The organism is Pacificoceanicola onchidii (genome assembly GCF_004804335.1).
GTDB lineage: Bacteria > Pseudomonadota > Alphaproteobacteria > Rhodobacterales > Rhodobacteraceae > Pacificoceanicola > Pacificoceanicola onchidii.
Genome location: NZ_SRXY01000013.1, coordinates 23,359 through 35,900 on the forward strand (window position 1 = coordinate 23,359; position 12,542 = coordinate 35,900).

Below are 12,542 nucleotides of genomic sequence, written 5' to 3' on the forward strand. Positions count from 1 at the left end.
ATAGTATGCCTACGCCGCCGCTTTTCCATCTGTAGGGGTAGGAACGTAATTCAGCACAGGTGCGAGCCAGCGTTCTGCCTCTTCGAGGTCCATACCTTTGCGGCGGGCATAGTCCACAACCTGATCACGCTCAACCTTGCCCACACCGAAGTAATAGCTCTCGGGATGACCAATGTAGAGACCGGAAACAGACGACCCGGGCCACATGGCCATGCTCTCGGTCAGCTCAACCCCGGTGACCTCCGTCGCATCGAGAAGATCGAACAAGGTGCGCTTCTCCGTGTGGTCCGGTTGCGCTGGATATCCGGGGGCGGGGCGGATGCCGTCGTAGGGCTCCCCAATCAACGCTTGCGGATCAAACGCCTCCTCCGGCGCATAGCCCCAGAACTCGCGCCGCACCCGTTCGTGCAGCATTTCGGCCATGGCCTCGGCAAAGCGGTCGGCCAGCGCTTTGACAAGAATCGAGCCATAGTTGTCATTCGCCTTGTCGAGCCGCTCCGCGATCTCGATCTCCTCCGGCCCTGCCGTCACCACAAAGCCGCCCACATGATCCGCGCCGCGCCCTTCGGGGACGACGAAATCCGACAGCGCCAGATTGCGCCGGTCGCCGCGTTTGGCGGTCTGCTGGCGCAGGGTGTGCAGGGTTGCGCGGGTCTCGGTCCGGCTCTCATCCGAATAGAGGCGGATGTCGTCGCCGACCGTATTCGCAGGCCAGAAACCGACCACTGCGCGGGGCGTGAACCAGCGCTCCGTAATGATTTTCTCCAGCATTTCCTGCGCATCGGCAAACAGCGCCCGCGCTGCCGCGCCCTGCTTTTCATCATCCAGAATCTTGGGGTAGACGCCGCGCATCTCCCAGGTCTGGAAAAACGGCGTCCAGTCGATGTAACGGGCGATCACTGCCAGATCCCAATCCTCGATCACCTTTGTGCCGGTAAAGCTCGGCTGGGCGGGCGTGAACCCATCCCAATCCAGCGCCAACGCATTCGCGCGTGCTTTTGCCAGCGGCAAACGGTTCTTGGCCCGCTCGCTGCGGGCGTGTTTCTCGGCTACATCGGCATATTCGGTGCGGATGCTTTCGACATAATCGGGTTTCTGCGTTTCACTCAGCAGCGCGCCGACCACACCAACGGCGCGGCTCGCGTCGGTCACATAGACCGCTTGCCCCAGATCATAGCGCGGTGCGATTTTGACGGCGGTATGCACCTTCGACGTAGTGGCCCCGCCGATCAGCAGGGGGATATCAAAGCCTTCGCGCTCCATTTCCGTGGCCAGATGCACCATCTCATCCAAAGACGGCGTGATCAGCCCGGACAGGCCGATGATGTCCACATTCTCTTCGCGGGCGACCTGCAAGATCTTCTGCGGCGGCACCATGACGCCCAGGTCGACAATCTCATAGTTGTTACAGGCCAGCACGACCCCGACGATATTCTTGCCGATGTCATGCACATCGCCTTTGACCGTCGCCATCAGCACCTTGCCCGCCGATTGCCGCGCTTCGCCTCCGTTCGCGCGCTTTTCTTCTTCCATGTAAGGCAGCAGAACGGCCACCGCTTGTTTCATCACGCGGGCCGATTTCACCACCTGCGGCAGGAACATCTTTCCTGCGCCAAACAAATCGCCGACCACGTTCATACCCGCCATCAGCGGCCCTTCGATCACGTGCAAAGGGCGGTCGGCCGCGGCTCGTGCGGTCTCTGTATCCTCTTCGATAAATTCGGTGATGCCGTTGACCAAGGCGTGTTCGAGCCGCTTTTCAACCGGCCAGTCTCGCCACGCCAGATCGCGCACTTTCGCTTCGCGTTTGCCGCCGAGAAACCGCTCGGCAATCTCAAGCATCCGTTCCGTCGCCGTGCCGCCCGCCTTTGGCACGCGGTTCAGGACCACATCCTCACAGGCCTCGCGCAGTTCCGGCTCAATCTGGTCGTAAACCGCCAATTGCCCGGCGTTGACGATGCCCATGTCCATGCCTGCCTTGATGGCGTGATAGAGGAACACCGCGTGCATCGCCTCACGCACCGTCTCGTTGCCGCGGAAGCTGAAGCTCAGGTTCGACACGCCGCCCGACACATGCGCATGGGGCAGGTTTTGCCGGATCCAGCGCGTCGCCTCGATGAAATCGACGCCGTAGTTGTCGTGCTCTTCAATCCCCGTCGCCACGGCAAAGACGTTGGGGTCAAAGATGATGTCCTCGGGCGGGAAGCCCATTTCGTCGACAAGGATGCGATAGGCGCGGGCGCAAATCTCGGTTTTGCGCTCAAAAGTGTCCGCCTGCCCGGTTTCGTCAAAGGCCATGACAACCACCGCTGCGCCATAGGCCAAGCAAAGCTCCGCATGATGACGAAACGCCTCTTCGCCTTCCTTGAGGCTGATGGAATTGACCACCGGTTTGCCCTGCACACAGTGCAGCCCGGCTTCGATCACCTCCCATTTGGAGCTGTCGATCATGATCGGAACGCGGGCGATGTCCGGCTCAGAGGCGATGAGGTTGAGGAACTCGATCATCGCCTGTTTGCTGTCGATCAGACCTTCATCCATGTTCACGTCAATGATCTGCGCACCGTTCTCCACCTGATCGCGCGCCACCTCCAGAGCGGTTGCAAAATCGCGGTTGACGATCAGCTTGCGGAACCGGGCAGAGCCGGTGACATTTGTGCGCTCGCCCACGTTCACAAAGGGAATGTCCGGCGTCAGGACGAAGGGCTCAAGGCCGGAAAGGCGCAGGTAACGGTTGGTCATGACTGGACCTTTCTCGGGGCGAAGGATGACACTGCGTCTGCGATGGCGCGAATGTGGTCCGGGGTGGTGCCGCAGCAGCCCCCAACAACGTTGACGATGCCGTCTCGGGCGAAGTCTTTCACCTGCGCAGCTGTCTCCTCGGGTGTTTCATCATATGCGCCAAACTCATTGGGCAGTCCCGCATTGGGATAAGCGCAGGTGAGCGCCGTGGCGACACTTGCAATCTCCGCCATATGCGGGCGCATTGACTCGGCCCCAAGCGCGCAGTTGAGCCCAACGGTGAAGGGTCGGGCATGGGCAACTGAATGCCAGAACGCCGTTGGTGTCTGCCCCGACAGCGTGCGCCCCGAAGCGTCCGTAATGGTTCCGGAAATCATGATTGGCAGGCGTTTTCCCGCTTTGGCAAAACTCTCGTAGGCCGCAAAAATCGCGGCCTTGGCGTTGAGCGTGTCAAAGATCGTCTCGATCAGGATCAGATCCGAACCCCCTTCAATCAACCCGTCGATCTGCTGACCATAAGCAACGCGCAGATCGTGAAATGTCACGGCGCGATAGCCGGGATCGTTCACATCCGGGCTGATGGAGGCAGTGCGGTTTGTCGGACCGACAGCCCCAGCCACAAAGCGGGACCGGCCATCGGCTGCCTCGGCCCGATCCGCCGCCCGCCGAGCAACTTGCGCCCCGGCGACGTTCAGATCATGCACGGCGTCTTCGAGGCCATAATCCGCTTGGGCGATGCTGGTCGAAGAAAACGTATTGGTTTCCAGAATATCCGCACCCGCCATGGCAAAGGTATACTGAATGTCCTCCACCGCCTGAGGCTGGGTCAGGACAAGCAGGTCATTGTTGCCCTGCTGCGGGTGATCCGGGTGGTAATGGTGCCGACAACCGGGGCCGTGGATATGCCCCTTGGCTGTGAAGTCCTCTTCCGACAGGCCCAGCGTCTGGATCATCGTCCCCATCGCCCCGTCAAGGATCAGGATCCGTTCGGATGCCATTTGACGAAGCTGCGTCAGGGCAGGGGTTTCGGGCAGGGAAAAATTCAGCATGGCGCAAATGACCGGGTTGTGAGGGTTGGACGCCTCTATAGCCCGATCAAATCATGAGGTATAATGAATGTTTCCCGGATTAATTATGAAGGCTACTCATCTACTGATCGACAGGCCCGGCGACGAACAGCCGCCTGAAACGTGAAAGGGCAGGTCACACGGGGCGCCTCGCCGTGCGGAAAAGACGGACGCCGACGGCAACAAACCAGAGAATGCCGCCAAGGCCAAAGACAACTCCAGCGGTTTCTCCGATGCTGGGGATCAGCGTCAGCGCGCCGCCGAGGCCGGTTATACTCCCAAGGCCAGCGGTCAGAAGGCCAAAGTTGCCACTCTTGTAGGCCACGCCGCTGACGCAAAGTATCCAAACCCCGCCAACGATTTCATTGCCGCCACCAAGACCAAGTTCCACGGCCCGCAAGATGCGCCATAGCTCCGCAGCACCCACGGGATCGGCAGCCGCCAATCCTGACACTTCCTCTACAGCGACATTCGCGATCATTCCCGCGCCCAGAACCAAACCAACCCAAATAAACCCAATCCCCTGCGTCACGGCCGCCCATGCCGGAGCCTGGACGCGTAGACTGGTGTGCAAGGCAACCACCAGAACCGCGAGTGCAAAGCCGTTTAGAATGTAAATGACACTGTTGAACAAGACCATCAGGCCCGGTTGCTGCGCGGTGAACTGCACAACGGCCGCAGCGTCAATAGTCGGTGTTCCGAACCCCAGCGGGACCAGCCATTTTATCAGAAACGCGAAGCCGAACAGGTAAGTTCCCGCGCAAATGAGGGCTGCGAGCCCGCCGGTTTTCTCAAGCGTCATCGATTTACCTTTTTTCGTTTTCAAGAGACTGAAAGAAGTCCGCCAGTCTATGTTCTCCTGTTGGTGGCGCGGTCATGTTCATCCCGCTTGCCGTCAGGAAAAACTGGGCCGGGCCGGCAATCCGCCCCGGCGCGAGCCTTGGCAACACCCGGAGAATCAAACGACGGACCCAATCTGGTAGATACGTGATCCGATGGTCCTTTCCCAACACATCAAAGCAGAGATGAGCAAGATCGGTCTGAGTAAAGGTTTCGGGACCGCCGACGGTCTGCCAATCGACGCCCGCTTCGGCTGCCTCGAAGATCGCTGCCGCGAGATCGGCCCCGTGGATGGGATTGATCCGCGGCTCACCAGACCCGAACAACCACACACGCCCGGATTGCGCCATGGTCAGAAAATCCGCCATGTCAGAAAAGTATCCGGTGGGAGCGATGACGGTCGAGGCGACGTCGGACGATTGCAATTTGCGCACGAAAGCGGATTTCGCGGCAACAAGGGGCACCGCGTCCATACGGTCCGCGTTCAGAACGTGGACATAAGCAAACCGGGACACGCCACTGCGTCGGGCTTCTTCCAGCAGGTTGAGGTTGGCTTGATAGTCCACATCCCAATAGGTCAGCCCGTCGGTCTGGCGGGTTATGCCAAGGGCAGACACTACCAGATCAATGTCTTCCATGGCACCAACCAGGCTTTCCGGCCATGTGGCTTCTGCTTCAATCAATCGGTCCGCTTCCAGACCATCCGTTTTGCCAGATTTGCGGATTAGGGCAGTGACGTGCCAACCCCGTTTGCGATACTCGGCGCATAGAAAACGGCCGAGGTAGCCTGTCGCACCAGCAACGAAAACATGTTTCATTTCGAAACCCTTTCATCGTCCGCACTCATGAGACGCCTGATCCAAGGTGTAAAGATGCGGCCCGGTTTGGGCGGCCTGATCATGGCCGCCCGGATAAGAAGATCTTCAAGCGCCCGGTATCGGTGCGCTCGGATGTAGAGAATGTCGGAACTCATGGCTGGTCACCCCACAACAGGGTGCCCTCGGCCCTTCAAACACTCGATGACCATGGCTTTGCGGCGTTCATTGGCATCGACAGCGCCAGCTGCACCGCCCGCAAGTGCACCGGCCACCGCGCCGCCCCACATATCGCCCTCGTCATCCAATGCGCCCAAAGTTGCGCCTGCGCCGGCCCCTACAGCCGCCGCGCCCAAAGTCTCCCGGTTTAGCTGTTTCTGACTGTTTGCCAGAGCCTGGCAGTCCGCCAAATCAGCTTGATAGCCCGCCGTCCGGGGCCCATCGAGGATCGGGTTGTATTTCGCTCCCTTGTCCCCACAGGCGGCGAGGGAGAGAGCGGTTGTCAGTGTCAAAAGCCATTTCATGGTCTGATCCTTTCGGTTTGATTACCACCTCGGCGGTGGCCTGAAACCGGAATAGGTCAGTGACATCCCAGACCGCGACCGAACAGGCTGGTTCGGGCGTTCGGACAAGCTGGCTCGTACGGACCTCTCAAAAAACTGTTTATTTTCAGAAGCTTTTTAGCTCCATCACGGTCGATGCCGGGCGCGCCATTGCGTCGGTGTTTGCTCGGTCACCTTCTTGAAACTGGTGTTGAACGTGGATTTTGCGTTGAAGCCAACCGTCTCGCTAATCTCCAGAATGCCTGCATCGGTGTGAATCAGCATCTCGCAGGCGTCCTTGATACGGCATTGATTCACATAGTCGTAGAACGTCATGCCCAGCTTGGTGTTCAGCACCTCCGAGAGGTGTATCGCGGGAATGGCGATTTCTGCGGCAAGCCTGCGCAGGTTCAGCCCGTGATCCCGCCAGAGCTTTCCTTCCGTCATCCGCAATTCCAGCCGTTTGGCGTATCGCGCAATGTCTTCTTCCTGCAGACCTGACCGAGCATATCGCTGCGCGGGCTCTGCACTTTGTGTCGGCTCGGGATCTGGTTTTTCCAGATCCGCCAACATCGGCTCTGTCCATTCCGGAAGCACTGGGTTGGCGCGCAGCGCGAACAAGCCGAAGGAGAACGGGAGAACAACGTCGAACAGGAGAGAAAACACGCCATCGCGAATGGAAGACAGATCCATCAGATCCCGGACTTCATCAACGATGACGATCAGCGGCAAAATCAGAAGGATCGCGACCAATGCGTCCAGCCAATGCAGGGTTCTTCCGCGAAGATCGGAAAACAGCCCGCGCACATTGCGCCGGTGAAGGATCAAGCGCCGAATGCACAGACCGCCGTAGACGACCAGCAGATTGATCCAGAACATCCAGAACGCGGTTTCGCCCCAAGCGATCAGCGCCTGGTGCAAGTCTGACAAGCTGGCTTGCGTTTCGCCGCGCCGAACATCGCCAGGCAAAATCAGGGCCGGTGAAAGGCAAAGTGCCCCTATGACAAAAGGGATGAAATGGATCGCATCGGCGCGTCTAAGCTGCGGCACGGAACTGGTCAGCGCACGCACATAGAAATAGAGCGAGACCATGAAACCGGGGATCAGTACATCGTTCCAACGGTACAGCGTATTGGGCCCAGAAAAGACATCCGAATAGGCAAAGGCGTTGAGGGAATCGCAGACATTGATGGTGAAGAACACGATCATCGCCCAGATATGCATCCGCGGCGCGGGCTCTCGCAGCCGCATGAACAGGCCAACAAGAACGAACAGCGTGATCGCCAGAGCCCCGGCGACACCGAGGTGTTCCCAATAAAGTTTCTCGTGAATGGAAAACATCGTGCGCCCTCAATGCGCGTAGTTTTAACGGCTCGCAGGGAAAATCCTAGCGCCGTTTTGGGGTGGTGGGCTTTGATGGGCCGAGGTTCAGCTTTAACATAAATCTCATTATCCGCAGGTGTGGTTGGTTCAACTCGCCCCTCTCAGGCGTGTGGCGGTTTGGCCCATACCTTCGCGACACGCATTGCGGCAGGCTGCAAGAGACTCCAAGGGGGTGCCCTATGTCTTTCCGCGTCCTGAACTTAACGGCTTCGCTTTTGTTTGCGGTCTTGTGCCTGACTCTGATCCTGTTCCCCGAAGTGGTTTACTGGCTGTTCCAGCTTCAGGGAAACACGCTCGGCACCCTTTTGGCGAAGCGCGCTGGGGCCTTGTTTCTCGGCCTTGCCGTTCTTTGCTACTTCGCCAGCCGCTCGAACAGCAACGAAGCGAAGCGCCTGGTGGCCCTATCTGTCGGAGCCGCCATGAGCGCACTGGCTGTTTTGAGCCTCTACGAGTTGCTGCGCGGTTCTGTCGGTCCGGGGATGGTACTCGCCATCGTCATCGAGACGACGATGGCTTTTTTGTATTATCGTCACTGGACAATCGCAGCTACTCCGCCGCGACAGCACCTTCATCCGCCGCAGAAATCCGCGCCGCCGCGAACTTGAACTCCGGGATTTTCCCAAAGGGGTCGAGCTGCGGATTGGTCAGGAAGTTGGCCGGAGCTTCGACGAAACAGAAGGGGATAAACAGCATCCCCGGCGTCACGTCGCGATCCGCGCGCAGGGTCAGTGTGATCGCGCCGCGGCGTGTCTCAACCGTGACCTGCTGACCGCGCTCGAAGCCCATGCGCCCGATGTCTTTCGGATGCATCGAGACAACCGCCTCGTCTTCCTGTGCGTTCAGATGTGTGGCGCGGCGGGTCATGGCGCCGGTATGCCAATGCTCCAGCATCCGGCCTGTGGTCAGCACCAGAGGGAATTCCTCGTCCGGCATCTCATCGGGGGGGACCAGGTCGGTCGGGACCAGCTTGGCCTTGCCTGAAGCGGTCGGGAAGCCATCGTAGAAGATGATCTCTTCGCCCGGACCATCATCCGATTGCACCGGATAGGTCACAACCCCTTCGCGCACCAGGCGATCCCAGGTGATGTTGTCGAGGCTCGGCATGTTGGCAGCCATTTCGTCATAGACCGCGCCAACATCCGGATAATCCCAATCGAGGCCCGAGCGCTGGCCCATTTCGACCAGCAGTTTCCAGTCCTGACGCGCCTCGCCCGGAGGAGTACGGACCGGCATGCCGACCTGAACCTGACGGTTGGAGTTGGTGTAAGTTCCGGGCTTCTCCGGTTGGGCAGAGGCGGGCAGGATCACATCAGCAAACCATGCAGTTTCGGTAAAGAAGATGTCCTGCACGACAAGATGTTCCAGCGTTGCCAATGCGCCGCGCGCATGGTGTTGGTCGGGGTCGGACATGGCCGGATTTTCGCCCTGCACATACATCGCCTTGACCTCGCCATGGTGGATGGCGTGCATGGTTTCAACGACGGTCAGACCTTTCTTGGGATCGAGGCTGCGGCCCCATTGATCCTCGTAACGGGCGCGCACGTCGGCGTCTTCGACCGACTTGTAGTTCGGATAGGTGATCGGGATCAGACCGGCATCCGAAGCCCCCTGCACGTTGTTCTGCCCCCGAAGCGGGTGCAAGCCTGTGCCGGGGCGGCCGATTTGGCCCGTGATCAGCGAAAGAGCGATCAGACAGCGTGCATTGTCCGTGCCATGCACGTGTTGGCTCACGCCCATGCCCCAGAAGATGATCGCGCGCTCTGCGCCTGCAAAGGTCCGGGCCAGCTCACGCAGATATTCGGCTTCCACACCGCAAATCTCGGACATGGCCTCGGGCGTGTAGTCTTTCACCTTTTCCCGCAGCGCTTCGAAGCCGTCGAGATTGGCCTGAATGTACTGCTCATCATAGAGCTGTTCTTCAATGATCGTGTGGATCATCGCGTTGAGCATCGGCACATCGCGCCCCGGCTCAAAGATCACCGGGTGCGAGGCGTGTCGCATGAGGCCTTGCTTGCGCGGATCGAATACCATGACCTTGGCGCCGCGTTTCGCGGCCTGTTTGAAATAGGTCGCGGCGACCGGGTGGTTCTGCTCCGGTCGGCACCCGATCATCATGATGCAATCGCTGTCATCAGCAGCGGTGAAAGGCGCGGACACAGCACCCGAACCGACGCCCTCCATGAGCGCTGCTACCGAAGACGCGTGGCACAGGCGGGTGCAGTGGTCGACGTTATTCGTTCCAAAACCCTGACGGATGTATTTCTGGAAGAGATAGGCCTCTTCGTTGGTGCCCTTTGCGCTGCCGAACCCGGCGACGGCCTGTCCGCCGACGCTGTCCCGCACGCGAGTCAGACCGCCAGCGGCAAATTCCATGGCTTCGTCCCACGTGGCTTCGCGGAACACATCGCCTATGTCGGCGAATGTCATGCGGGCGGCGGGGTCTTTCGGCACACCCTCACGGCGGATGAGTGGCTTGGTCAGACGCTCGGGCGACATGACATAGTCCATGCCAAAGCGGCCCTTGATGCAGAGCTTGCCTCGGTTGGCCGGGCCTTGACGGCCATCGACCTTGACGATGTCATTGTCCTTGACGCTGATCTCGGTCTGGCAGCCGACACCGCAGAACGGGCAGACAGAAGGCTTGGTTTCGACGTCAAAGATCTCGCGCTTGGTCGCGGTTTCGTTCAGCAGAGTCTTTTCCATGAGCGCGCCGGTCGGGCAGGCCTGAACACATTCACCGCAGCCGACGCAGGTCGAAAGGCCCATCGGGTCCGCGACATCAAAGACCGGCACCGCGCCCATACCACGGCCCGCCATGCCAATGACGTCGTTCACCTGCACTTCGCGGCAGGCGCGTTCGCACAGACCGCAGGAGATGCAGGCGTCGAGGTTCACGGCAATCGAAGGGTGCGAGGCATCGTGGAAGATGCTGTCCACCGGCACTTCTCTCTGCGCGCCGGGGCGGCCCGAAGGATAGCGGGCTTTCTCCAGACCGGCGATCTCGGCCTGCTGCCAGAAATGCGACTGCGGATCGGGGCTTTGCTCGCGGGCGGGCATGTCTGAAGCGAGCAGGTCAAAGACCATCTTCCGACTCTTTTGTGCGCGCTCGCTCGCGGTGGTCACAACCATGCCGTCTTTGGGTTTGCGGATGCAGGAGGCGGCGAGGACGCGCTCGCCTTCGATCTCAACCATGCAGGCGCGGCAATTGCCGTCTTCGCGCAGGTCCGGCACGTCGGGCTTCCAGCACAGGTGCGGGATGGCGATGCCTTCGCGCCGGGCGACCTCCCAGATGGTCTCATCGCTATGCGCTCTGACCTCGCGGTCGTCGAGTGTGAAGGTGATCACGGGGACATTGGCGGTGTCGAGGCTCATGACTGGACCTCCTCGTTGCTCTTCGAACCCGCAGAGAACTCTTCGGGGAAGTGTTTCATCAGATGTTTCACGCAATTGCCCGCCGCCTGTCCAAGGCCGCAGATCGAGGAATCGCCCATGACGGTCAGCAGATCGTTATAAAGCGCGGCGTCATCGTCACCTTCAGCCAAGAGGCGCACCATCTTGTCAGTGCCAGAGCGGCAAGGCGTGCATTGTCCGCAACTTTCGTGGGCAAAGAACTTCATGGTGTTGAGTGCCGCGCCGTGCACGCTGTCCTTGTCCGACAAGATCACCACCGCGTGCGAGCCGATAAAGCCGCCCTCTTTCTCCCATGTGCCAAAATCCATGGCGCGGTCCGCCATGGAAGCCGGGAAGATGCCGCCCGAGGCACCGCCGGGGAAGAAGGCCTTGAATTTGTGCCCATCGGCCATGCCGCCGCAGTAGTCTTCGATCAGGCGGATGAGCGGGATGCCGGCGGGGGCGATCTTGACCCCCGGTTCCTTGACCCGGCCCGAAACGGAGAAGGCGCGCGGGCCTTTGTGATCTTCGTTCCAGCCCTGATCCGCGAACCACTTGGGCCCGTTGGCGAGGATATCGGGAATCCAGCTGACGGTTTCAATGTTGTGATTGAGGGTCGGGAGGCCAAACAGGCCAACCTCTGCGATAAACGGCGGCTTGTGGCGGGGCAGACCACGCTTGCCTTCGATGCTTTCGATCATCGCGCTTTCTTCACCGCAGATGTAGGCCCCTGCCCCACGGCGCAGCTCCATCGGGACCACATCAAGATCAGAAGTATGCAGCGCTTCGATCTCGCGGCGAAGGATCTCCAGCACATGCGGGTATTCATCGCGCATATAGATGTAGATGCGATCACAGCCGACCACCCGCGCAGCGATCTGCGCGCCTTCCAGCATGCGATGTGGCTTGCGTTCCAGCCACCAGCGGTCCTTGAATGTGCCGGGCTCGCCCTCGTCTCCGTTGATCGTCATCAGGCGCGGGCCTTCGTAGCCGCGCACAAAACCCCATTTCATGCCAGCCGGGAAACCCGCGCCGCCAAGACCACGCAGGCCCGCGTCGGACATGGTTTCAACGGCGGCATCGGCACTGATCTCTCCAGCCAAAACCTGGCCCAGAACTGAATAGCCACCCGCTGCGCGATAGGCTTTCAGATCCTCGTAAGGATCCGGGGCGGGCGTCGAATTGTCGTTTTCGATCGCCTCAAGCAGGCTTTCCACCGTGCAATGACGGTAGATGCGTTTACCAATGGTCGCGGCGGGTGCGCCGTCGCACTGGCCGATGCAGGGCGCGGCAATAATCCGAACTTTTGCCGGATCGACAGCCGCGCGCAGACCTTCGATCAGGTCAAAAGCCCCCATCAGCTCTTCGGTCACGCCGGTGGCCACGCGGACTGTAACCGGCGGTGGCGGAGTTTCGCCTTCGCGCACCACGTCAAAATGATCGTAGAAGCTGGCCACTTCGAAGACTTCAACCTGCGCAAGACGGAACAACTCGGCCAAGGCCGCGATGTTCGAGGCGCTGATATGGCCGTGCGTGTCCTGAATGACATGCAAGGCCTCAATCACCATATCGCGCCTGCGAGGCATATCGCCCAACAGATCTGCAAGTGCGGTGACATCGCTGTCGCTGACCTGGCGCCCCTTCGGAAGCGAGGGGTCCCGGCGTTTGAACGTCTTGGCTGGCGCGTGGGTATTCATGATCCTGCTGCTTCGCTAGAGTCTAACAATATAGAAAAAGCCCATCTCCGCCGGGATTCCAGCGGA

The 12,542-nt window shown here is 60.0% G+C and carries 9 protein-coding genes; 1 reads left to right on the forward strand and 8 read right to left on the reverse strand.

All coding sequences use genetic code 11. The features are described 5' to 3' along the window. Positions 1 to 9: 9 nt before the first annotated feature. From metH to E4662_RS23325, 6 genes are all read right to left on the reverse strand, one after another. A complete protein-coding gene (gene metH, locus E4662_RS23300) occupies positions 10 to 2,742 on the reverse strand; it encodes a methionine synthase (RefSeq protein WP_136444045.1) in 2,733 nt (910 codons plus the stop codon). Beyond that, positions 2,739 to 3,791, reverse strand: coding sequence for a homocysteine S-methyltransferase family protein (locus tag E4662_RS23305; RefSeq protein WP_136444046.1), 1,053 nt, complete (start codon positions 3,789 to 3,791; stop codon positions 2,739 to 2,741). The genes metH and E4662_RS23305 overlap by 4 nt, the downstream gene beginning before the upstream one ends. Before the next feature lie 154 nt (positions 3,792 to 3,945). Further along, positions 3,946 to 4,611, reverse strand: coding sequence for a hypothetical protein (locus E4662_RS23310; protein WP_136444047.1), 666 nt, complete (start codon positions 4,609 to 4,611; stop codon positions 3,946 to 3,948). A 4-nt stretch (positions 4,612 to 4,615) separates the two neighbouring features. Then, positions 4,616 to 5,467 (reverse strand): SDR family oxidoreductase, encoded by an 852-nt coding sequence (locus tag E4662_RS23315; RefSeq protein ID WP_136444048.1) that lies wholly within the window; start codon positions 5,465 to 5,467, stop codon positions 4,616 to 4,618. A gap of 161 nt (positions 5,468 to 5,628) precedes the next feature. Further along, positions 5,629 to 5,988 carry a glycine zipper family protein gene (locus tag E4662_RS23320; protein ID WP_136444049.1) on the reverse strand — a complete coding sequence of 120 codons (360 nt, stop codon included), beginning with the start codon at positions 5,986 to 5,988 and terminating at the stop codon, positions 5,629 to 5,631. A 165-nt stretch (positions 5,989 to 6,153) separates the two neighbouring features. Next, entirely contained in the window at positions 6,154 to 7,347 is a 1,194-nt protein-coding gene (locus tag E4662_RS23325) for a helix-turn-helix domain-containing protein (RefSeq protein ID WP_136444050.1), read from the reverse strand. 221 nt (positions 7,348 to 7,568) lie between these two features. Here E4662_RS23325 and E4662_RS23330 point away from each other — a divergent pair, with 221 nt between their 5' ends. Next, positions 7,569 to 7,994, forward strand: a complete 426-nt coding sequence (locus E4662_RS23330; protein WP_136444051.1) for a hypothetical protein — start codon at positions 7,569 to 7,571, stop codon at positions 7,992 to 7,994. Here E4662_RS23330 and fdhF read toward each other — a convergent pair. Together fdhF and E4662_RS23340 are read right to left on the reverse strand one after the other, a co-directional pair. Further along, complete coding sequence (gene fdhF / locus E4662_RS23335) at positions 7,936 to 10,761, reverse strand: formate dehydrogenase subunit alpha (RefSeq protein WP_136444052.1); 2,826 nt, start codon at positions 10,759 to 10,761, stop codon at positions 7,936 to 7,938. The two genes, E4662_RS23330 and fdhF, sit on opposite strands and share 59 nt — an antisense overlap. After that, positions 10,758 to 12,476 carry an NADH-ubiquinone oxidoreductase-F iron-sulfur binding region domain-containing protein gene (locus E4662_RS23340; RefSeq protein ID WP_136444053.1) on the reverse strand — a complete coding sequence of 573 codons (1,719 nt, stop codon included), beginning with the start codon at positions 12,474 to 12,476 and terminating at the stop codon, positions 10,758 to 10,760. The genes fdhF and E4662_RS23340 overlap by 4 nt, the downstream gene beginning before the upstream one ends. Positions 12,477 to 12,542: the final 66 nt, after the last annotated feature.